The sequence below is a fragment of the Streptomyces sp. NPDC004610 genome, from assembly GCF_040609715.1.
GTDB lineage: Bacteria > Actinomycetota > Actinomycetes > Streptomycetales > Streptomycetaceae > Streptomyces.
Window position 1 is genome coordinate 450,671 of the sequence record NZ_JBEXLA010000002.1, and the last position, 23,124, is coordinate 473,794.

The 23,124-nt window shown below is 73.0% G+C and carries 14 protein-coding genes; 8 read left to right on the forward strand and 6 right to left on the reverse strand.

Translation table 11 applies throughout. From position 1 onward, the window contains the following. The first annotated feature begins 117 nt into the window (after positions 1-117). Positions 118-2,433, forward strand: coding sequence for a glycoside hydrolase family 95 protein (locus tag ABZX40_RS03995; RefSeq protein WP_355731508.1), 2,316 nt, complete (start codon positions 118-120; stop codon positions 2,431-2,433). Positions 2,434-2,880: 447 nt separating this feature from the next. After that, positions 2,881-3,735 (forward strand): ROK family protein, encoded by an 855-nt coding sequence (locus ABZX40_RS04000; protein ID WP_355731188.1) that lies wholly within the window; start codon positions 2,881-2,883, stop codon positions 3,733-3,735. A gap of 77 nt (positions 3,736-3,812) precedes the next feature. Here the strand turns inward: ABZX40_RS04000 and ABZX40_RS04005 are convergent, their stop codons facing one another. The 6 genes from ABZX40_RS04005 to ABZX40_RS04030 are packed head-to-tail and all read right to left on the reverse strand — an operon-like array spanning position 3,813 to position 13,019. Continuing rightward, positions 3,813-4,898, reverse strand: a complete 1,086-nt coding sequence (locus ABZX40_RS04005; protein WP_355731186.1) for a Gfo/Idh/MocA family oxidoreductase — start codon at positions 4,896-4,898, stop codon at positions 3,813-3,815. Further along, a complete protein-coding gene (locus tag ABZX40_RS04010) occupies positions 4,891-8,874 on the reverse strand; it encodes a glycosyl hydrolase family 28-related protein (protein WP_355731184.1) in 3,984 nt (1,327 codons plus the stop codon). Before ABZX40_RS04010 ends, ABZX40_RS04005 begins: the two co-directional genes overlap by 8 nt. A gap of 44 nt (positions 8,875-8,918) precedes the next feature. Next, a complete protein-coding gene (locus ABZX40_RS04015) occupies positions 8,919-9,755 on the reverse strand; it encodes an NAD(P)-dependent oxidoreductase (RefSeq protein ID WP_355731182.1) in 837 nt (278 codons plus the stop codon). Next, entirely contained in the window at positions 9,755-10,654 is a 900-nt protein-coding gene (locus tag ABZX40_RS04020; protein ID WP_355731181.1) for a carbohydrate ABC transporter permease, read from the reverse strand. Before ABZX40_RS04020 ends, ABZX40_RS04015 begins: the two co-directional genes overlap by 1 nt. After that, positions 10,651-11,649, reverse strand: a complete 999-nt coding sequence (locus tag ABZX40_RS04025) for a sugar ABC transporter permease (RefSeq protein WP_355731179.1) — start codon at positions 11,647-11,649, stop codon at positions 10,651-10,653. The genes ABZX40_RS04020 and ABZX40_RS04025 overlap by 4 nt, the downstream gene beginning before the upstream one ends. Then, positions 11,646-13,019, reverse strand: coding sequence for an extracellular solute-binding protein (locus tag ABZX40_RS04030; RefSeq protein ID WP_355731177.1), 1,374 nt, complete (start codon positions 13,017-13,019; stop codon positions 11,646-11,648). The genes ABZX40_RS04025 and ABZX40_RS04030 overlap by 4 nt, the downstream gene beginning before the upstream one ends. 163 nt (positions 13,020-13,182) lie before the next feature. On the opposite strand from ABZX40_RS04030, the gene ABZX40_RS04035 reads away from it, so the two are divergent. The 6 genes from ABZX40_RS04035 to ABZX40_RS04060 all read left to right on the forward strand — a co-directional run bounded on the left by ABZX40_RS04035 (position 13,183) and on the right by ABZX40_RS04060 (position 23,007). Then, positions 13,183-13,968, forward strand: coding sequence for an IclR family transcriptional regulator (locus ABZX40_RS04035; RefSeq protein ID WP_355731175.1), 786 nt, complete (start codon positions 13,183-13,185; stop codon positions 13,966-13,968). A gap of 237 nt (positions 13,969-14,205) precedes the next feature. Further along, a complete protein-coding gene (locus ABZX40_RS04040) occupies positions 14,206-15,501 on the forward strand; it encodes an enolase C-terminal domain-like protein (protein WP_355731173.1) in 1,296 nt (431 codons plus the stop codon). A gap of 270 nt (positions 15,502-15,771) precedes the next feature. Further along, positions 15,772-18,903, forward strand: coding sequence for a glycoside hydrolase family 38 C-terminal domain-containing protein (locus tag ABZX40_RS04045; protein WP_355731171.1), 3,132 nt, complete (start codon positions 15,772-15,774; stop codon positions 18,901-18,903). Then, positions 18,896-21,130 (forward strand): ROK family protein, encoded by a 2,235-nt coding sequence (locus ABZX40_RS04050; RefSeq protein ID WP_355731169.1) that lies wholly within the window; start codon positions 18,896-18,898, stop codon positions 21,128-21,130. The genes ABZX40_RS04045 and ABZX40_RS04050 overlap by 8 nt, the downstream gene beginning before the upstream one ends. Positions 21,131-21,484: 354 nt before the next feature. Then, on the forward strand, positions 21,485-22,183 hold the full coding sequence (locus ABZX40_RS04055; RefSeq protein WP_355731506.1) for a D-Ala-D-Ala carboxypeptidase family metallohydrolase: 699 nt from the start codon (positions 21,485-21,487) through the stop codon (positions 22,181-22,183). 68 nt (positions 22,184-22,251) lie between these two features. Next, entirely contained in the window at positions 22,252-23,007 is a 756-nt protein-coding gene (locus ABZX40_RS04060) for a class I SAM-dependent methyltransferase (protein ID WP_355731167.1), read from the forward strand. Positions 23,008-23,124 lie beyond the last annotated feature (117 nt).

The following is a 23,124-nucleotide window of genomic DNA, read 5'->3' on the forward strand; positions in this document are numbered from 1 at the left end:
CCCCCCGAGGTGTCCCGGCGGATCTTCATCGCCGGAGCCGGCGCCCTCGGCGCCGTACCGCTGACCCCCGGCACCGCCGGGGCCGCGCCCGGCGGCGGCCGGGCCACCACCCCCGGGATGACCCTGTGGTACGACGAACCGGCCACGGCCTGGGAGTCGCAGTCACTGCCGCTGGGCAACGGGGCGCTCGGCCTGTGCTTCTTCGGCGGGGCGGGCCGCGAGCAGCTCCAGTTCAACGAGAAGACGCTGTGGACCGGAGGCCCCGGCGCCCCCGGCTACAACCACGGCAACTGGACCTCGCCCCGGCCGGGCGCGCTCGCCGAGGTGCAGCAGCGCATCGCGAGCGAGGGGCGGGCCACGCCGGACTGGGTGGCGCAGAAACTGGGCCAGCCCAAGACCCACTTCGGGTCGTACCAGACCTTCGGCGACCTCTGGATCCAGCAGGCCCGCGACCCGGCGGGCGCCACCGGCTACCGGCGCCATCTCGACATAGCGGAGGCCGTCGGCGGCGTCACCTACACCTGGGAGGGACTCACCTACACCCGTGAGTACTTCGTGTCGGCCGCCGACCAGGTGGCCGTGGCCCGGCTCACCGCCGGGCAGCCGGGGCGGATCTCCGTCACCGTGTCGGTGACCACCGCGACCAACCGCACCGCGAACCTCACCGCGTCCGGCGGCCGGATCACCCTCGCGGGCCGCCTCAGCAACAACGGGCTGCGCTACGAGTCCCAGGTCCGCGTCCTGAACCAGGGCGGCTCGCGCCGGGACAACGCGGACGGCTCGGTCACCGTGACCGGCGCCGACGCGCTCACCCTGGTCCTGGCCGCCGGGACCGACTACGCGGTGCGCTACCCGGACTACCGCACCGGCACCGACCCGCACGCCCGGGTCACCCAGCGCGTGGACGCCGCCGGGGGCAAGACCTACGCCGCCCTGCGCGCCGCCCATGTGGCCGACCACCGGGCGCTGTTCGACCGGGTCCGGCTGGACGTCGGCCAGCAGGACCCGGGCACCCCGACCGACACCGTGCTGGACGCCTACCGGGCCGGGACGCTCGGCGAGGCCGGACGCAAGTCGCTGGAGGTGCTGTTCTTCCAGTACGGCCGCTATCTGCTCATCGCCTCGTCCCGCGCGGGCTCGCTCCCGGCCAATCTCCAGGGTGTGTGGAACAACTCCACCAGTCCGCCGTGGGACGCCGACTACCACGTCAACATCAATCTCCAGATGAACTACTGGCCCGCCGAGACCACCAACCTCACCGAGACCACCGGCCCACTCTTCGAGTATGTGGCGTCGATGGTCCCGCCGGGCCAGGTCACGGCCCGGGAGATCTACGGCAACCGGGGCTGGGTGGTGCACAACGAGACCAACCCGTACGGCTTCACCGGGCTGCACAACTGGGCCACGTCGTTCTACTTCCCGGAGGCCGGTGCCTGGCTCGCCCAGCACTTCTACGAGCACTATCTCTTCACCGGGGACACCGCGTTCCTGCGGGACCGGGCCTATCCGGTGATGAAGGGGCTCGCGCAGTTCTGGATCGACGAGCTGGTGGCCGACCCGCGCGACGGGCGGCTGGTGGTGACGCCGAGCTACTCGCCGGAGCAGGGCGACTTCTCGGCGGGCGCGTCGATGTCCCAGCAGATCGTGTGGGACCTGCTGAACAGCACCGTGGCGGCGGCCCGGCAACTCGGTGACGGCGGCTTCGCCGACGAGGTGTCCACCACCCTGGGCCGGCTCGACACCGGGCTGCGGATCGGCCGCTGGGGTCAGCTCCAGGAGTGGAAGGAGGACTGGGACGACCCGGGCAACGACCACCGGCATGTCTCGCATCTCTTCGCCGTCCACCCCGGACGGCAGGTCACCCCGCAGGGGCAGCCGGGGTTCGCCGAGGCGGCCCGGGTCTCGCTGACCGCGCGGGGCGACGGCGGCACCGGCTGGAGCAAGGCATGGAAGATCAACTTCTGGGCCCGGCTGCACGACGGCGACCACGCCCATCTGATGCTGTCCGAGCAGCTCAGGAACAGCACCCTCACCAACCTCTGGGACACCCACCCCCCGTTCCAGATCGACGGCAACTTCGGCGCCACCGCCGGGGTCGCCGAGATGCTGGTGCAGAGCCATGGCGGCGGGGTCGATCTGCTGCCCGCGCTGCCCGGCTTCTGGCACACCGGGTCGGTCCGGGGCCTCAGGGCCCGGGGGAACGTCACGGTCGACATCGACTGGGTGGACGGCGAACCCGTACGAACCCTCCTCAGAGCCGGGCGGACGGGTGAGCTGACCGTGCGTCACGCCCGCTTCACCACCACCGCCGAGGTCCGCGAGGAAACCGGCGGCACCCGGCCCAGGGTGACCCGGGACGGCCCCGCGCTCACCTTCCGGGCACGGGCGGGACGGACGTACGAGATCGTCTCGGGGGGTGAGGCCCGGAGGTGAGCGGGCCCGCGTGAACCGCTCGGCCGGGAGGCCCGGGACCCGTTCCCGGGCCTCCTGCCGTCGCCGCCGCACGCGATGAGTAGAACGACGTGATACGTCGTCGTCCGGGATCACCGTCCACAGGGGGACACAGCTCGGGAGGCACCCGGCGCACAGCAGGCCGCCCGCCGTCCGGCGGGGGACGAATCTGCCTCGGCCGGGGACTTCAACGAGGCCGTCGTCCTGGACGCCATCCGCCGCGAGCCTGACGGGCTGGGCCGGGTCGAACTGGCCGCGGCGACCGGGCTGTCCGCGCGGACCGTCTCCCACATCGGCCGTCGGCTGATCGACGGCGGGCTCGCCCACGAGACCGGCTAGCGCAGCTCCGGCAGCGGCAAGCCCCGCACGCTGCTGCGGATCGACGTCGGCGGGCGGTTCGGGGTCGGCACCCTGCTGGACCCGGTGGTGATGACCTATGTGGTGCTCGATCTGCTGGGCCGGGTGGTCGCGCAGCGCCGTGCGCCCACCCCGCAGCGGGGTGGCCCGGAGCGGACCATGGCCGGGATCGGTGACGCCGTCCACGCGCTGATCGTCTCCTCGGGGGTGCCGCGTGAGCGGATCCTCGGTCTCGGGATCGCCGCGCCGGGCCCCCTCGACCCGGCTGCCGGGCTGGTGCTGGACCCGCCGGAGCTGCCGGGCTGGGGGCGGGTGCCGCTGCGGAACGTCCTGAGCGCCGCGACGGGGCTGCCGATACTGCTGGACCAGGATGTGATTGCCGCCGCCTTCGCCGAGCGCTGGGCGGGTGCGGCGGCGCACACCGGCGGCTTTCTCTTCTTCTCTCTCGGCACCGGGTCCGGGATGAGGCTGGTGGTGGACGACACCGTGCTGCGTCGGGCGTCCGGGAACGCCGGGGAGATCGGCGGGCTGGACGCGGGCTGCATCCCGCGGGCGATGGTGGAGGCGGCGGTGCTGCCAGTCGTGCCCCGGGAGGCCGGGAGCGGGGCGGCCGAGCTGTGCCGCGGGGCCGGTGCGGATCCGGCCGCGGCGGGGGTCGTGGACCGCTGGGCGGAGTGGGTCGGTCGGGGGGTGAGTCCCGCTGCCACCCTGGTCGACGCCGAGCTGATCGTCTTCGGCGGGCCGAGCCGGCCGCACTTGTCGGAGCGGTTCCTGCGGATCGTGGCCGCGCTGGTCGCCGGGTCCCCGTTCGTGAAGCCCACCCGTCCGACCGTCGTCACCGGCACCGCCGTGGGCGCGGTCGGCGCCGCCTGTCTGGTCCTGGACCACATGCCGTCGGTGCGGCCCCAGGCGTTGCTGCCGGGGTGAGCGGTCGGGACCCCGGCACCGGGTGGCCGGTGCCGGGGCTCGGGGCGGTCGGGTTCGTGGACCGGCCGTCCCTGATCTCAGGCGAGCGGTACCGGTGTCGGGCGCTCGCAGGTGGAGCCGACCGGCAGGGAGCCGCGTCGGTCGGCGGCGTCCAGGAGGGTGAGCATCACGTCCAGGACATGGGCGGCGAGTTCGGCGGAGGCCCGGTGCGGGCGTCCGGTCGCCAGGGCGTCCGCGAGATCGGCGAGGCCGGTGCCGCGTCCGCTGTCGCGGTAGCCGGCCCGGACCGGCAGCGGACGCCACTCGTCGCGGACACGATGGAGTTCGACCAGCCCGTTGAAGCCGTTCGGGTCGGGCACCGACAGGGAGCCGCCGGTGCCGTGCACCTCGATCCGCGGCAGCCGGGACGCGGGGATGTCGAAGCTCATGATCAGGGTGGTCAGGGCGCCGTTCGCGTGTTCCAGGACGCCGGTGACATGGGTGGCGACCTCGACGGCGAACCGGTGCCCGGCCCGGACCCCGCTGCCGATCTCGCGTTCGGCGCGGGGCCGGGAGGCGGCCCCGGTGACCCGGACGACCGGTCCCAGCAGATGCACCAGCGCGGACAGGTAGTACGGGCCCATGTCGAGCAGCGGGCCGCCGCCGGGGCGGTAGTAGAACTCCGGGTCGGGGTGCCAGCGTTCGGGGCCGAGGCCGGTCATGAACGCGGTGGCGGCGACGGGGGTGCCGATCAGTCCGTCGTCCACCGCGGCCCGCGCGCTCTGCACGGCCGTGCCGAGGACGGTGTCCGGGGCGCAGCCCACCCGCAGTCCGGCGGCGCGGGCCGTGGCCAGGACGTGCCCGGCGTCCTCGCGGGTCGCGGTGAGCGGCTTCTCCCCGTACACATGCTTCCCGGCGGCCAGCGCGGCGAGGGTGACCCCGGCGTGCTCACCGGGGGTGGTGAGGTTGAGGACGGCGTCGACGTCGTCGCGGGTGAGGAGTTCGGCGAGGGAGCCGGTGACCGCGACCGGTCCGGGGGTCCGGGCGGCGGCGGCCCCGGCGCGGTGCGGGTCGAGATCGGCGACGGCGGTGAGCCGTACCCGGTCGAGGCGGGCGAGGGTGTCCAGATAGGCGCCGGAGATCTTCCCGGCGCCCACCAGGCCGACCCGCAGGGGGTCAGTCACGTGCGTCCTCCTCGGCGGCTGCCGTGAACCGGGCGGTGACATCGAGGTTCTCGGTCACGGTGAGGGGCAGTTCCGGGTCCTGCCCGGCGTCGGCGCCGTTCACGGTCCAGCCGGTGAAGCGGTGACCGGCGGCCGGGGTGGCGGAGACGGTGACGCGGCTGCCCTTCTCGTACCGGCCGGGTTCGGTCTCGTTGCCGTGGATCGTGACCGTGCCTCCGTCGGCCGGTGCGGCGGTGGCGCGGACGGCGTGCTGGGCCATGCTGATGGCCATGACGTTGATCAGCCGGGCCGGGCCGCTCAGTGTGGTGCCGTTGTAGCGCATCACATTCACGGCGGTGACCTCCGCACCGGCTCCGGCCCTCACGGTGAAGCCGTCGCCACCCAGGTTGTCGGTGCCCAGGTTGAACGCGGTGACCTCGCCGGAGTCCACCACCAGACCGTGGTGGAAGCCGTAGCCGAAGACATCGAGCAGGGTGAGGCCGGTGGCTCCGTCGACGGTGACGATCTGCGCCTGCTCGCGCATGGGGACATCGATGACCTGCGGGAAGATGTTCTTCTCCTGGACCCAGTCGGGCAGGGCGTAGCCGACCCGGGAGACCGCGTTGCCGTTGGAGAGGACACCCTCGATCCGGCCGCCGTCGCTCTCGCCGACGGACACCCCGTGGGAGAAGTAGGCCCCGGCGAGTTTGCGCACGGTGAAGTCGTCGTTGGTGTGGGTGGCCAGGTCGATGCCGTTCCAGGAGTTGGTCAGGCCGATGTCCAGGACATAGGTGCCGGTGCCGTCGCCGCGGACGGTGTACGGGTAGGGCTTCAGGCCGCCGGGTGCGGCGGGGTTGTTCTCCGGGTGGAAGACGCGCAGTCCGCGGACTCCGGCGCGGTCGCCGTCCAGGGTGATCAGCGCGGTGGCGGTGTCGGGGGCGGTGGTACCGCGTCCCTCGAAGGCCATCAGGACGGTGCCCGCGCTGGCGCCGAGCAGGTCGCGGTTCGGGACGGCGGAGGAGCCCCGCAGTTCGACGCCCTTGGGGACCCTGAGGTGGCCGTCGATCCGGTACCAGCCGGCGGGCAGGTAGACGATGCCGCCGCCGTCCCGTCCGGCCCGGTCCAGGGCGCGCTGGACGGCGGCCGTGGCATCGCGCTCGGGCAGGACGCCGTTGCCGGCCGGGGCCTTGAACGGGGCGTCGGTGACGTCGTACAGGACCGCGCGGGCGGGCCTCGGGAGGGGCTTCTGGTCGTAGGCGGGGACGGCTCCGGAGAGGCGGTGGACGGTGCCCTCGGTGGCGCCGGTCAGTTCGGTCCCGGTGACCTTGACATAGGCCTGGGAGCCGTTGGAGATGGCGAAGTCGCTGCCTTCGAGGGTGCTGGAGGCGAAGGAGAGGCCCCAGCGGGAGTCGAAGTCCTCGGCGCGGACGGCCACATCGGTGCGGCGCACGTCCGCCTCGATGAAGCCGCCGGTGAAGGCGGCGCGCTGACCTGGCACGATGTGGATGCCGGTGCGGAAGTCGGAGAGGCTGATCCGGTAGAACTGGTCCCACTCCAGGTCGCCGAGGACGAGTCCGGTGGCGTGGGCGCGGGTCCGGGCGTCGAGGGCGGCGCGGGCCGGGGGCCGGTAGGCGGCGGGGGCCTTGGCCCAGTAGGCGTTGGAGAAGGTGATGTTCTCCCAGGTGCCGACATCGGCGCCGTTGTAGGCGCGGACGCCTTCGGACAGGACGGTGCCCTTGATGTTGCGCAGGGTCGCCGACTCATGGACCTGGCCCGAACTCGCGCTCTCCCCCCGGTCGTTGCGGTAGGTGCTGATGCCGATGCCCCGGTAGGAGTTGAGCAGGGTGAGGTCGGAGAGGGTCGACATCATGTAGTTCTCGTTGCCGGACCAGGCGCGGCCGGGGATCTCGAAGGTGTGGCCGTAGGGGATGGGGTCCTGGGCGTTCTGCCGGGGGTAGTAGGTGGTGAGGCCGATGACGCCCGCGCTGCCGCCGACCCGGAACAGGGCGGGGCCGTCCTCGCCGGAGGGCAGGTCGGCGGAGACGACGGTGCCGTAGGAGCCGCTGCCCCGGTCGGGGTCGCGGCGGTCGCCGCGCAGGGTGCAGAAGGAGTGGATCTCCAGGGTGTCGGTGACCCGGTAGGTGCCCGAGGGCAGCCAGACGGTGCCGCCACCGGCGTCCCGGCAGTCGTACAGGGCGTTCTGGATGGCGTCGGTGGCGTCCTTGCGGCCGGTGGTGTCGGCGCCGTAGGAGCGGGCGTCGAAGTCGGCGACGACCGGGGTCTCGGTCGGGAAGCGGGTGGTGACCAGCCTGGCGTCGCCCTCGACGGCGGGCAGGGCGCGGATCTCGAACTCGCCGACGGTGAAGTTCCCGCCGCTCTCGGCGTAGCCGGTCAGGGAGAGCCGGACATGGCGGGCGGTGGTGGTGTCGAAGCGGGTGGCGAACTCCTTGTCGTCGCCGCCGCCGCCCTCGGCGACGGTGGTGAAGGAGCGGCCGTCGCGGGAGACCTGGACGGCGAACCGGGCGGCGTAGCGCGAGGCCCAGGCCACCCGGACCTCGTTGACGGACCGGGCCTTGCCGAGGTCGGCGCTCAGCCACTCCCCCGTGCCGTCGGAGCCGCTGGTCCACAGCGTCCTGGCATCGTTGTCAGCGGCGTTGGCGGGGGCGCTGCCGGTGGCGGTGCTGCTCGCGGTGAGGGTGGCGCCGTCGGTCAGGTCGGTGCTGACGGCCTTCGCGTGGAAGGCGTCGAGGGCGGTGTCGAGGGTGTGCAGCGCGGTGCGCAGGTCCTCCTCGGTGGCGTTCTCGTCGGCGGCGGTCCGCCGGGCGGCGTCGACGGCGGCGGTCAGTCCGGCCTTGGCCCCTTCGGGGTACTGTCCGTCGCGGTCGCCCTCGCGGGCGGCGTGCAGGGTGAGCGCGGCGTCGTCGATCAGGGCCTCCAGGCCCTGGGCGGGCTTGAGCTGACCGGGGGCGACGGCGACCCTGACCTCGGCGACCTTGAGTTCGGCGCCGGAACCGCCGTTGTGGATACGGAAGTCGGCCCCGTTGGCGCGGTTGGTGAGGATCGCGTCGTCCAGGGCGAAGGTGTGGGTCTTCCAGGTGCCGGTGTCGCCGTAGGTGAAGACCGCGGACGGCTTGAACTTGTCGGCGAGTTCGTCGCCCGGGGAGTCGTAGTGCAGGGCGATCCGGCCGTTGCCGGAGTCGAGGTAGTCGACGCTGACGAACACCTTGTCGGAGGTGTGGTGGAGGTAGGTGTCGTCGACGTTCATATAGAGGAAGTTGACACCGGGCGCGGGGGCGGCGCGGTTGGTCTGCCAGTAGCCGCGGCCGTCGTGCTCCCCGGTGACCAGGCCGCTGGAGGAGTCGCCGCCGCGCGGGGTGATCCCGGCGGCCTCGGGGGCGGCGCCCAGGGTGACCGAGGCGCCGACGGAGCCGATCCGGACGGCGGCGACGGTGATGTCCGGGACGGTGTCGCCGTCGCGGGCGGCGAGGCGCAGGATGTCCTTGCCGCCGGTGAGGTCGGCGTCGGTGAGGTCGAAGGCGCCGGTCTTCCAGGTGCCGGTGCCGGTCAGCGGGAGGGTGGCGTCGGTGCCGTCGGCGCCCTGGCGCAGGGTCAGGGCGCCCTGCCCGGTGTCCCGGTAGGTGACACTGACCACCAGATCGTCGCCGGGCAGGTTCGCCACGTACTCGTCGTCCAGGTCGAAGCTGAGGTACGAGGTCCCGGCGGCGGTGTCGGTGCCCCAGTAGCCGCGGCCGTCCAGTTCGCCGGTGCGCAGTCCGGCCGGGTCCGCGCCGGCGGCGGCGCCCAGGCCGAGGGTGCGCGGGGCGGGCCCGAGGTCGGCGCCGACGCCGTTCGGATACATCACGGGGTCAGCGGCGGCGGCGAGGGGGGCGGGTGCCCCCAGGGTGACCGCGGTGACCAGGGCGGTCATCACGACGGCGGCACGGCCGGACGCTCTTCGGCGGGCGGCCGGTCGGGGGGTGGAGAGGTCGGGCGACACGTGCGTCCTCCTGAGGTGGGAGCGGTGTGCTCTCGTGATCGGGGTCAGAGGGTGCGGGTGCGCCGAGGGCTGTGGCCCAGGAGCCGGGCGCAGGCCGAGCTGTCGAACAGGGAGGTGCGGCCGGGCAGGGGGGCGAGTACGGGGACGTCCGGGAAGTGGCGTTCCAGCAGTTCGGCGGTGGGCTGCGGGGCCGAGGTGTCGGGGGCGGCCACATTGATGACATGGCTGCCGCGCAGGGCGGTGGTGAGGGCCAGCCGGATCACGGTGGCCGCGTCGCGGGTGTCGAGCCAGCCCCACAGTCCGCTCCGGTGCTCGCCGGGGTCGGCGGCCACCTCGGCGAAGTGGCTCTTGAGGCGGGTTCCGGCGCCGGTGAAGGGCATCCGCAGGGACACGATGTCGGTGCCCCAGCGGCGGTGGGTGGCGTGGGCGATCTCCTCCAGGACGAGTTTGGACAGCCCGTAGGGGTCCTCCACGAGGGTGGGGTGCTGTTCGTCCAGGGGCAGATAGCGCGGGGCGAGCGGGCGGGGCGCCCAGGCCAGGCCGACGGCGGCCAGGCTGGAGGTGGCGACCACCCGGGGCACCCCGGCGCGTCCGGCCTCGTCCAGGACGCGGTGGGCGGTGAGGCAGTTGACGGCGAAGAGCCGGCTGTCGTCGTCGGACTTGGGGTGCGGGATGGCACCGAGATGGACGACGGCGTCGACGCCGTCGAGGGCCGTGCGGACGGTGTCCCGGTCCTGGAGGTCGCCGATGTGCGCCCGTTCGACACGGGCGTCCTCGACGGGGTGCTGGTCGAGGGCGGTCAGCCGGTGGCCCCGGGCGGCCAGTTCGCCGATCACATAGCCGCCGAGATGTCCGGCGGCCCCGGTGACCAGGACGCGCATCAGCCCTTCACCGCCCCGACCAGTCCGCTGACGAAGTAGCGCTGGAGGAAGAGGAAGAGCAGGATCACCGGGACGACGATGATCAGCGCGCCCGCCATGAGGTTGTTGTACTGCGGGACGCTCTCCGAGGCGAGGGTCTCCAGGCCCAGGGGGAGGGTGTAGGTGGCGGGGTCGTTGAGGGAGACCCGGGTGAGCAGATACTCGTTCCAGGTGGGGATCGCGGTGAGCAGGGCCACGGTGATCAGGGCGGGCCGGGACAGCGGCAGATAGATCCCGGTGAAGATCCGCAGCTCGGACGCCCCGTCGACGCGGGCTGACTCGCGCAGTTCGCCGGGGATGGCGGAGAAGGCGCCGGTCATGAGGAGGATGGAGAGCGGGGCGGTGCCGTTCACGAAGGGCAGCACGAGGCCCAGATGGGTGCCGAGGATGCCCATCTCGTTCTCCAGGATGACCAGCGGCAGCATCACGGTCACGCCGGGGACGAAGAGCAGCGCCATGAACATCCGCGACAGCGCCGTGCGCCCCTTGAACCGCAGTACGGCGAAGGCGTATCCGGCGGACGCGTAGACCACGAGGGTCAGGGCGACGGTGTAGCCGGTGACGAGGACGCTGTTGAGGAAGTAGTCGAAGAAGTTGAGCCGGTTCCAGGTCTCGACCAGGGTGTCCAGGGTGGGGTTCTCGGGGATGAGGTGTCCGCCGCGCACCACCTCGAACTGGGTCTTGAAGGCGGCCGACACCATCCACAGGAACGGATACAGGCTGACCACGGCGTACCCGGCCAGCAGAGCGAAGACCACGACCCGCGCGGCGATCCGGCCGGCCGGGCGGGAGCCGGGCCGCCGCTCGCCGGGGCCGGTGTCGGTGCGCGGGCGCGCGCCCGGGGTGGCAAGGGTGGTCATACTCGGCTCCTCATGGCGCGCAGATTGATCAGAGCCAGCACCATCGCCGCGGCGAACAGCAGCCAGCCCAGGGCGCTGGCCAGGCCCAGGGTGGGGGCGAGGTCCTCCAGGAACGCCAGCCGATAGGTCTCCAGGCCGAGGACATTGGTGTGGTCGCCGGGTCCGCCGTTGGTCATCACCAGGAAGGTCTGGAAGCCGTGCAGCGATTCCCGCAGGTTGAGCAGGACGTTGATGGCGGTGAGCGGCATCAGCAGGGGCCAGACCACCAAGAGGTTGGTCCGCCACCAGCCGGCGCCGTCGAGTTCGGCGGCCTCCAGCACACTGCGGTCGATGGACTGGAGCCCGGTCAGATAGAGCAGCATGGCGACCGGGACATTGCCCCAGACGGTGACGACGATCAGGGTGCCGAGCGCGGTGTCGGGGTTGCCGAGCCAGCCCTGGGGCTGCTCCAGCGAGCCGAGTCCGACCATGCCCAGCAGATAGTTGACGGCGCCGTCGGGCTGGAGGATGTACCGCCAGGCGAAGTAGACGGCGATACCGGTGGTGACGTACGGCACGAAGTAGATCGACCGCAGGACGCCCTGGAGGCGTTTTGCCTGGTTGAGCAGGACGGCCAGGGGGAACGACACGGCGATCGTGAGCAGCGGTACGAAGATCATCACCCAGAGGGTGTTGAGGGCGGCGGCCTGGACCGGGGGCGCGTGGACGGGGCTGCGCCAGAGCAGGTCGGCGTAGTTGTCGAGGCCGACCCATTTCCACTCGGGGGTGAAGCCGTTCCAGGTCGCGAAGGAGAGCGCGAAGCCGTAGCCGACGGTGTAGAGGCCCATGACGGCGAAGAGCACGACCGCGGGGGCGACGAAGAGATAGCCGGAGACGGCTTCGGTGCGGATCCTGCGGCGGCGGGACGCCGGTCCGGCAGGACCGCCCGGAGGCGTACGGCGTCTGCCGCGGCCTCCGGTGGTCTCCGGGAGCGTGGGGCGGTGTGCGGTGGTCACTCGCCGGACGCCCAGTAGTTGTCGGTCAGCTCGGTGATCCGCTTGCCGGTCTGTGCCGGGGTCAGCCGGTCCAGGGGGCTCATGTCGACCAGGATCTTGGCGGCCTTGTCCTGCTCGTAGGCGGGCGGGAAGTAGGCCCGGTCGCTCGGGTCGTAGGTGGTCTCGGGGGTGCCGTCGAAGCTGGCGAGCATGGAGGCGAGGGCGTCGCCGAGGAGGTCGGCGTCGCCGGAGCCGAGTTCGGTGGCCGGCAGATCGCTGGCGCCCTCGGCGAACTTCGCGGCGACCTCGGGCTGGGAGAGGTACTCCATCCACTTCGCGGCGTTCTCGGGCTGCTCGGTGGCGGCGGACATGCTCAGGCCGGTCAGGGCGAGCGGGCCGAGGGCGGGCTGGGGCACCTGGCCGTCCTCGGCGCCGGGCAGGCCGAAGGCGTAGACGTCGTCGGGGTCCATGCCGCTCTGCTCCAGGAACGACAGGGTGAAGGTGCCGCCGACCAGGAACGCGGACTTGCCCTGGGCGAACGCCTGGTCCGCCTCGTCGATGTCCAGGGACTGGGTGCCGGGCATCCAGTACGGGGTGAGCCGGTCGTACGCCTCAAGGACCGCGGTGCCACCCGGTGAGGACCAGTTGGCCGAGCCGTCGTCGCTGAACAGGGCCTGGTAGTCCTGCTCGCCGAGCATCGAGTAGGCCAGCGGCTGGGCGATCCAGGTCAGCCCGGTGTCGGGGACCTTCAGGCCGAGGGCGAGGCCGCCGTTCTGCGCGTCCTTCGCCTTGGTGGCCTCCAGGGCGTCGATGAGACCGGCCCAGGTGGTGGGCGGCTCGGTGACACCGGCGTCGGTGAGCATCTGCTTGTTGGCGTAGACGATGCCGAAGGTGCCGATGGTGAACGGCACGCTGTGCCGGTCGCCCTTCTCCACCCCGTGGAACTTGGCGTCCTCGGGCTCGGCCTCCTTGAGCTTGGCGTCGTTGACGTAGCCGGACTCCCGGACGCTCTGCGGGTAGCGGTTCAGCCAGGCGTCGTCGACGACATCGGTGAGTTCGGAGACGACCCCGCCGGCGCCCAGGGCCAGGTCCTCGCCGTCCGAGTGCAGTTCCATCACATCGGGGAGGTCACCGGTCTTGGCCGAGCTCTGGATCTTGGTGACGAAGGCTTCGTCGGGGGTGTACGCCTCGATCTCGACCTTGACACCGGTCTCCTTCTCGAAGTCCGCGGCGGCGGCGCGGAGCGCGGCCACATGGGTCTGCTTGAAGGTCCACATCTCCAGGGCGCCGGAGTCCCCGGAGCCCGATGAACCGCCGCAGGCGGTGAGCATCAGCCCGGCCGCGACCGTCGCCGCGGCCAGCCGGGCGGTCCGGGAATGACGTATGCGCATCGACCTTACCTCGCTATCTCGCTATGCTTCATTCAGGTAGCCGAATATCGTTGGGTGACCTGAACATAGGGACGTCGTGATATAGCGTCAAGCAGGGGGACAAGAATCGTTCTGACCGCATGTCAGAAAGCCGGTACGGGAAGCGGAGGTTCGGGTGGAGTCAGTGGCAGCAGCGGCGGGTGAGCGAAGGCCCGAGGAGGTCAAGTCCGCGGCGCGGGTGCTGGAGGTCCTGGAACTGCTCGGCGCGGACGGCGCCAAGCTCTCGCTGGCGGAGCTGGCGGGCTCCATGCGGGTGCCCAAGAGCAGCCTGCACGCGGTGCTGCGCACCATGCAGGCGCGCGGCTGGGTCGACACCGACGCCCAGGGCACCCGCTACGGCCTCGGCCTGAAGGCCCTGATGACCGGCACCGCCTATCTGGAGGGCGACGACGTGGTCTCGCTCGCGGGGCCGGTGCTGGACGCCCTGGCCGAGGAGACCGGGGAGGCGGTGCATCTGACCCGGCTGTCCGGCGCCGATGTGGTGCAGCTGGCCAAGCGCGAGTCCCGGCACGCCCTGCGGATGTACGCGCCGGTCGGGCACCGGGTCCCGGCCCATGCCACGGCCCCCGGCAAGGCGATGCTGGCCCGGTTCGCGCCGGGCGAGGTGGACCGCCGGCTGTCCTGGCCGCTGCCCTCCCTCACCCCGGACACGGTGACCGACCCGGCCGCCCTCGCCGCCCAGCTCGCCGAGGCCCGGCTGCGCGGGTGGGCCCAGGACGACGGGGAGTCCTCGCCCGGGGTGCGGTGCGTGGCGGTCGCGCTGGGCACCGACCAGCAGGGCGGCGACGCGCTCAGCTGCTCGGGGCCCAGCAGCCGCATGGACGACCGGCGCACGGAGGAGATCGCGCTGGCGGTGACGGACGCGGCCCATTCCCTGCGCACGCTGCTGAAACGGCTGGGACAGCACTGAGGGCGCGCAGTGCCGCGCGGGGGTGGCGCTGAGGGAGACGGGACGGCACCGCGGGTGCCGGTGCCCCGGGGCGCGGGCGTCGGATCACCTCGATGAGGGCGGGTGCGCGCACCCGCCCTCACGCCTGTCCGCCACCCCGCTCCCCCACCCCGCCGACGCCCCGGAACGTTGACAGCACACTCCACCGTCCGTTCGGATAGCAGTACGCCATACGCCGATCCGAACGCAGGAGTGTCCATGGCAGACGCCTCTTCCTCCGCCCGCGCCACCCCCACCGTCCTCGCCCCGGCCCCCTGGGTCGAGGAGCGCGGGGCGAAGATCCGCATCACCGCCGTGCGCACCTTCCTCACCGCGCCGCACGGCTGCCCGCAGCTGATCGTGCGGGTGGAGACCAATGAGCCGGGACTGTACGGGCTCGGCTGCGCCGGCGACCCGCAGCGCACCCTCGCGGTGCGTACCGTACTCGACGAGTACGCGGGCCCGCTGCTGCGCGGGCGCGACCCCGACGACATCGAGGATCTGCACCGGCTGCTCCTCAACAGCGGCTACTGGCGCGGCGGTTCGGTGGAGGGCAACGCGCTCGGCGGGGTCGACGTGGCCCTGTGGGACCTCAAGGCCAAACGGCTCGGCGCCCCGCTGTACTCGCTCTTCGGCGGCCGGGTGCGCCGGGCGGCCGAGGCGTACACCCATGTCGACGGCGGCGATCCGGCGGAGATCGCCGACCAGGTCGCGGCGGCCCGGGAGCGCGGCTTCCGGCATGTGCGGGTCCAGGTCTCCGTGCCGGGCTCGGACACCTATGGCGCCGCCCGGGACGGCTCCCTGGCGGCGGCGGCGCACGAGCGCCGGGTGCCCTGGGACTCGGCGGCCTATCTGCGGACCGTGCCGAAGGCGCTCGCCCGGGTCCGGGAACTGGTGGGGGACGAGGTGGAGTTGCTGCACGATGTGCACGAGCGGCTCGATCCCCGGCAGGCCCGGGAGTTCCTGCGCCGGATCGAGGACGTGGGCCTGTACTTCCTGGAGGATCTGCTCGCCCCCGAGGACGCCCGGCACTTCGCCCGGTTGCACGCCGCCTCCCCGGTGCCGCTGGCGGTCGGGGAACTCTTCCACGACCCGGCCCAGTTCCTCGCCCTGCTCGACGGACCGGACATCGACTTCGCCCGGCTGCGCGTGCCGACCCTCGGCGGGCTCACCCCGGCCCGCAAGCTCGCGGCGCTGTGCGAGCTGCGCGGGGTCCGGCTCGCCCCGCACGGCCCGGCGGACGTCAGCCCGGTGGCGCAGGCCGCGACCCTCGCCCTCGACATCAGCAGCCATGCCTTCGGGGTGCAGGAGGCGGCGGCGTTCGCGCCCGCCGTGGCCGAGGTGTTCCCCGGCACGATCGTGCCCGTCCGGGGGGCGCTGGAGCCGTCGCCGGTCCCCGGTCACGGGGTCGACTTCGACGAGGGGGCCGCCCGTCGGCATCCGGTGCCCGAGCCGCTGGAGCACGACCGCTGGGCCCTGCTGCGGGGCACGGACGGCAGCGTGCGGCGCCCCTGACCGCACCGCCGCGCCCGTGGTCCCCCGCCGCCACCGCCCGTCCGCACCGGAAACGGGCGGTGGCACTCGCGTGCCATCGGGAATGCGTCGTATGCCATCTGGAATGTCAGGCAATTCCCTGCCAGAAATCGAATGCTGTGGAAATTAATGCGCCTGACCTTTTACCAGGGGAATTACTCAACTCCCTTTCCCGGTATGCATGAAGGGCCTTGACTTAGTAACACACGTGGTTTTACATGACCGGCACGAGCTGGACAGGAAGGTCCCTCCATGCATGCTCACCAGCAGGCCGGCGAGGAGCGAACGCTCACGTTCCTCAATGAGCGACTGCGGCCGGCGCTGTACCGCCACCGGGAACCGATGGACATCACCGCCTGGACCGTCCCGGGCGAACCCGTTTCCGCGCAGTCGGCACTCCGCGCGGATTACCGGTCGTTCACCGCCGGTGATGCATGGGGAGCGCCCTGGTCGACCACCTGGTTCCGGTTCCGGGCGCGGATCCCGCGGCGCTGGGCGGGACGCCGGGTCGAGGCGCTGTTCGACCTCGGCTTCGATCCCGCCCGGGGTCCCGGCGGCCAGGCGGAGGGGCTCGTCCATGACGAGAACGGCAAGCCCCTCCAGGGCCTGCACCCCGGCCACCGCACGGTGCTGCTGCACCGTTCGGCCGCTGGGGACGAGCCGGTGCGGCTGCTGGTGGAGGCCGCCGCCCACCCGCCGATCGCCGCCGCCACCGGCCACGGCACCCCCTACGGGGACCCCCTGACCGCGGGCGGCACGCCCCTGTACCGGCTGGAGCGGGCCGACCTGGTGGTCCGCGAGGACGACATCTGGCATCTGATCCATGACATGGAGGTGCTGGAAGAGCTGATGCGGGAGCTGCCCGAGGCGCTCCCCCGCCGCCATCTGATCCGCAGAGCCCTGGAGCAGGCCACCGACGCGGTCGACCCGTACGACGTGGCGGGCACCGCCCACCGGGCCCGGGAGATCCTCGCCCCGGCGCTGGCCCGGCGGGCGCACGACTCGGCGCACACCGCCGTCGCCGTCGGCCACGCGCACCTCGACTCGGCGTGGCTGTGGCCGGTCCGGGAGACCGTCCGCAAGTGCGCCCGTACCTTCTCCACCATGGTGACGCTCGCCGAGGAGTACCCGGAGCTGGTCGTCGCCTGCTCCTCGGCCCAGCGGTACGCCTGGATCAAGGAGCGCCAGCCCGAGGTCTACGACCGGGTGCGCAAGGCGGTCGCGGCGGGCAACTGGGCGCCGGTGGGCGGGATGTGGGTGGAGGCGGACGGCAATCTGCCCGGCGGTGAGGCGCTGGCCCGGCAACTGGTCCACGGGCGGCGCTTCTTCCGCGACGAGTTCGGGGTGGAGACCGACGGGGTGTGGCTGCCGGACTCCTTCGGCTACACCGCCGCCTATCCGCAGCTCGCCGCCCTCGCCGGGGCCCGCTGGTTCCTCACCCAGAAGCTGTCCTGGAACGACACCAACCGGCTGCCGCACCACACCTTCTGGTGGGAGGGCATCGACGGCACCCGGATCTTCACCCACTTCCCGCCGGTCGACACCTGCAACGCCCAGCTGACCGGCGCCGAACTCGCCCACGCCGTCGCCAACTACGCCGACAAGGGCGGCGGTTCGCGCTCGCTGGTCCCCTTCGGGGACGGTGACGGGGGCGGGGGGCCGACCGCCTCGATGCTGGAGAAGGCACGCAGACTGGCCGATCTGGAGGGTTCGCCCAAGGTCGGGATCCAGCATCCGTCGGCCTTCTTCCAGCAGGCGCGCGCCGAGTACCCGGACGCCCCGGTGTGGCGGGGCGAGCTGTATCTGGAGACCCATCGCGGCACGTACACCAGCCAGGCGCGGACCAAGCGCGGCAACCGGCGCAGTGAGGCGCTGCTGCGGGAGGCGGAGCTGTGGGCGGCGACGGCGGCGGTGCGCGAGGGCGCCGCCTACCCGTACGACGAGCTGACCGAGCTGTGGAAGCAGGTGCTGCTCCACCAGTTCCACGACATCCTGCCGGGCTCCTCCATCGCCTGGGTGCACCAGGAGGCCGAGCACACCTATGCCCGGATCCACCGGCGGCTGGAGCGGATCGTGGAGCGGGCGGCCGGGGGCCGCGAGGACGCGGGCGGGCGGGTGGCCGTCCTGAACGCGGCGCCGTTCGCCCGCCGGGAGGTCATCACGGTCGAGGAGGTGCCCGCGGGCGCCCGGGCGCAGCGGCTCGCCGACGGCCGCTGGGCGGTGGCGGCCGAGGCCCCGGCACTGGGGCGCGGTCCGGCCGGGCGCGCGGGGAACGAGGGGGCCGTCCCGGTCACGGTGTCCGACGACACGGACGGGCTCGTGCTGGACAACGGGCTGCTGCGGATCCGGGTCGACGCCGACGGGCTGGTCCGCTCGGCCGTGGACCTCGGCACCGGCCGGGACGCCGTGGCGCCGGGCGCGGCGGGCAATCTGCTCCAGCTCCACCCGGACGACCCGGTGCGCTGGAGCGCCTGGAACCTGGACCCGAACTACCGCTCCACGCACCGCGATCTGACCGGGGCGGTGTCGGTGGAACCGCTGGACGACGGGCCGCTGCTGGCGCGGGTGCGGGTCACCCGGTCCACCGGCCGCTCCACGATCGTCCAGGACCTCATCCTGACCGCCGGAAGCCGCGCACTGATCGTTGACAACGATATCGACTGGCGTGAGCGGGACATGATCCTCAAGGCCGCCTGGCCGCTGAACGTGCACGCGGAGACGGCCCGCGCGGAGATCCAGTTCGGCCATGTCGAGCGGCCGACACATGAGAACACCAGCTGGGACGCGGCCCGGTTCGAGATCTGGGCGCACCGCTGGATCCATGTCGGCGAGCACAACTGGGGCGTCGCCCTGGCCACCGACTCCACCTACGGCCACGATGTGGCCCGCCACACCCGCGAGGGCGGCGGCACCACGACGACCGTACGGCTGTCGCTGCTGCGGGCGCCGCACAGTCCCGACCCCTATGCCGACCGGGGCGCCCACCGGTTCCGCTACTCCCTGCGGCCCGGCGCGGACGTGGGCGCGGCCATCACCGAGGGGTACGCGCTCGCTCTGCCGCTGCGCCCGGCCGCGCCCGCCCCGGAGGCGGTGGCCCGGCCGCTGGTCTCGGTGGCCAGCCCGGATGTGGTGGTCGAGGCGGTCAAGCTGGCGGACGACCGCTCCGGCGATGTCGTCGTACGGCTCTACGAGTCGCGCGGCGGGCAGGCCGTCACCACGCTGACCGCGCACTTCCCCCTCGGCCGGGTGCAGGAGACGGATCTGCTGGAGGACCCGCTCACCGAGCACGAGCACACCCCTGACGGGCAAGTGGCGCTGGCCCTGCGTCCGTTCCAGATCCTCACCCTGCGCCTCACCCGCGCCCAGCGGGACACCGATGGCTGAGCGCACCCTGCGGGCCGCCGCCGATCCGCCCCCGGCCGGGCCCGCCGCCGCCTCCTCGTCCGACCCGCAGAGCACACTGCGTCAGTGGGCCCGGCAGGACGGGCCGCTGGCGCTGCGGGCCCGGATCGTGCTGCTGGCGTCGGAGGGGCTGCGGGACGCGGCCATCGCCCGGCGGCTCGGGGTGTCACGGCAGACGGTGGGGACCTGGCGCCACCGGTGGGCGGACCGGGGCCTGGACGGGCTGCGCGGTCAAGGGCGCCCGGGGCGGCCCGCCACGGTGGACGACGCCGAGGTGATCACCCGGACGCTGCTCGGCGCCGGGAGCCGGTCCGCGTCTCGGGCCATCGCCCGCGAACTCGGGCTGTCGCACGCCACCGTGGCGGCCATCCGGCGGCGCTGGGCGGACGGCCCGCCCGCCGAGCCGCCGCTGCCCGGCCCGGACGTATGGGTGCTGGGGCTGCACGCCGACGCCGAGCGGACCGTCCTGCTCACCGGGACCCGGCCCGACGCGGGCGGGGCGCCGCCCGAGAGCAGTGTCGGCGCGGATGTGCTGACCGAGCTGGACCGGGCGTGCGACGCGCTGACGCTCGTCCGTGAGCGGCAGGCGGCCACCGGGGACGGCGGGGCGCTGGCCGGGTTCCTGGGGCGGGCGCAGCGGCGGCATCCGCATGTCGCGCTGCACGCGGTGACGCTGTGGACGGCGCCGGGCGCGGGGTGGCCCGGAGGTCCGCCGGAGGTGACGTACCACCGGATCCCGGCGACCACCCACTGGCGGAGCTATCTGCGGGCGCTGGTCGCGCTGGACAGCACCCGGCATCCGGAGTCCTCCCGCCGGGTGTATCTGGATCTGGCGGGTGCCATCGGGCGGTACGCGCAGGGGTCGCCGGGCGAGCCGCTCCAGTGGCTGCGGGAGAGCATCGCCAGCCATGCCCCCTCGGGCGAGGAGCCGGAGGCGGCACTGCGCCGGGAGAGCGCGGGCGGTGCCAATCACATCGACCTGGGGTCGTTCAACGAGTGCGTGGTGATCGAGGCGGTCCGGCTGGCCGGCACCATCACCCGCGGGGAGATCGCCCATCGCACCGGGCTGACCCAGCAGTCGGTGTCCCGGATCTCGCGCTCGCTGCTGGCGCGCGGAATCCTGGTGGAGGACGCCCAGTTGCGGGCGACCTCCGGCAAACCGCGCACCCCGGTGCGGCTGCGCGGGGACGCGGCGCACGCGGTCGGCATCCATATCGACCCGGAGGTCTTCACCGCCGTCGTCATCGATCTGGACGGCGCCCTGGTCGCCGTCCGCTCCCAGCCGGTGCGGGCGACGGCCGATCCGGAGGTGCTGGTCAAGCAGGTGGTGCAGCTCGGCGGGGAGGTGCTGGCCGATGCGCGGGGGTCGGTGCGCGAGGACGGTTTCCTGGGGATCGGGGTGGCCGTGCCCGGTCCGGTGGACATCGCCTCGGGGACGGTGCTGGATCCGCCGCTGATGTCGGTGTGGACGGATCTGCCGCTGCTGTATCTCCTCAAGGACCATTTCCAGTGCCCGCTCATCATGGAGAAGGACGCCGCCGCGGCGGCGGCGGGCGAACGCTGGATCGGCCGCGACCGCCGCTCACGCGACTTCGGCTATCTCTATCTCGGGACGGGGGTGGGCTCGGGGCTGTATCTCAACGGCGATCTGTACCGGGGCATCAGCGCCAACGCGGGTGAGTTCGGGCAGTTGTGCGCGGTGGCGCTGGGCCGGACCGCGCCGGGCGGGCGGCCGGAGATCCTGCCCGAGTGCAATCCGCCGGTGGGGCTGTCGCAGCTGGCCGAGCGGCACGGCTGCGCGGTGGGGGGCGAACGGCCGGGCAGCCCCGGCGCCTACCGGGCCATCACCGGGGCGGCGGCGGCCGGGGATCCGGCGGCGGGCGCGGCCGTGCGCGATCTCGCGCGGGCGATCGGTCAGGGCGCGGTCGGTCTGGTGGATCTGCTGGACATCGATCTGGTGGTGCTGGGCGGCCCCTTCTTCACCGATGACGCGGCGCCGCTGTATCTGTCGCACATCGAGGAGATGGTCAACGCCTTCCCGACCGCCCGGCGGCTGCGGCATGTGGATGTCGAGGCATCGGTCCTCGGTCCGGAGGCGGCGGCCGTGGGCGCGGCCTCGACCATCTTCCACGCGACCTTCACCCCGCGCCTGGGCGGCAGCGCGCTGCGCCGTCCGGCGCCGGCACCGGTGGCGGATCGGTTTCTGTGAGGCGGGCCGGTGTGACACCGGTCTGCACAAGGCCGGTTCGGGTGAGGGCGGTTCGGGTGAGGCCGGTTCAGGTGAGGCCGGTTCGGGTGAGGGCGGGTTGATGCGAGGCCGGTTCAGGTGAGGCCGGGTTGATGCGAGGCCGGTTGCCATGACGCTGCGAGGCCGCCGGTTCCCCTGACCGTGAGGAACCCGCCTGTTCCCCCACGCCCTCTTGTCTCCGGCCGCCCCACCCCCCATGGTTGACGCGCGTCACACCGACCCCCCACAGCGACCCCGCACACCCGACGCCCGTCCCCTCACCTCATGGGAGAGTCCATGCCGCACCGCCTTCTGAGACTCCTCGCCACCTTTGTCATGCTCCTGTCCGGCGTGACCGTCTCCACCCTCGCCACCGCCGGTACCGCGCACGCCGACGGCTGCTACACCTGGACCCGCACCCTCTCCCAGGGCGCCACCGGCGACGATGTCACCCAGCTCCAGATCCGGCTTGGCGGCTACCCCGGCTACGGTGCCGTGCTCGCCGTGGACGGTGAGTTCGGCCCCGCCACCACCGCCGCCCTCCAGCGCTTCCAGTCGGCGTACGGACTCACCGCCGACGGTGTCGCCGGTACGGCCACCTTCACCCGGCTCTACGCCCTCCAAGACGACGACTGCACCCCCGTCCACTTCTCCTACAGCGAGCTGAACGACTGCAACACCACCTGGGCCGGCGGCAATGTCAGCGCGGCGACCGCCCGGTCCAACGCGCTGCGCACCATGTGGAAGCTGGAGGCGCTGCGGCACGCGCTCGGCGATCAGCCCCTCACCGTGACCAGCGGTTTCCGCTCCCAGGCGTGCAACGCGGCGGTCGGCGGCGCGAGCGACAGCCGGCATCTCTACGGTGACGCCGCCGATCTCGGGGCCGGTCCGCACTCGCTGTGCACCCTCGCCAAGCAGGCCCGCAGCCATGGCTTCCGGGGCATCCTCGGTCCGGGCTACCCGGGGCACAACGACCACACCCATGTCGACCACCGCTCGGCCCAGTTCTGGTCCGCGTCCACCTGCGGCATCTGAGGCGCCCGGCGCCGGGCGGGGGGAAAATGCGTGGACACCGCCCCGCCCCGCCGGGAACCGTTGAGGTCATGTATCGCGAGAAGCAGGAGAAGCTCTGGAACACCGACGCGGCCCTGCGCTACGACACCCCGGGCGAGGGAGCGTTCGCGCCCGGGGTGCTCGTCCCGACGGTGGAGCGGCTCGCCGCGCTCGCGGGCGACGGGGCCGCCCTCGAATTCGCCGTGGGGACCGGGCGGGTGGCGGTTCCGCTGGCCGAGCGGGGCGTCCCGGTCACCGGGATCGAGCTGTCCCGGCCGATGGTCGACCGGCTGCGCGCCAAGGCCGACGCGGCGGCGCTGCCCGTCGTCATCGGTGACATGGCGACGACCCGGGCGCCGGGCTCGTACCGGCTCGTCTATCTCGTCTACAACACCATCTCCAATCTCCAGACCCAGGACGAGCAGGTGGAGTGCTTCCGCAACGCCGCCCGGCATCTGGAGCCCGGCGGGCGGTTCGTGATCGAGCTGTGGGTGCCGGAGCTGCGCAGGCTGCCACCGGGCCGGGAGGCGACGGTGGGGCTCTGCGAACCGGGCTACATCCTGCTGGACACCTACGATGTGCTCCACCAGCGTGCGGTGTCCTACCACTTCCGCTACGACGACGAGACCGGTGCGGCACGGCTGGACCGCAGTCCGCACCGCTACATCTGGCCGGCCGAGCTGGATCTGATGGCCCGGCTCGCCGGGTTCGAGCTGGAGAGCAGGCACGCGGACTGGTCCGGCGGCGAGTTCACCGCCGACTCCCCTTCGCATGTGTCGGTCTACCGGCTGCCGGACGGGAGCTGACGACCGCCGCGCGGGCGGCCCCCGGGGGGGGGGCGCCCCCCCGGGCGGGTGCCCGGGGGCGCCCCGCCCCCCCCCCCCCCAACGGGCTCCGCCGGGGGGGCCCGGCCGGCCCGCGCC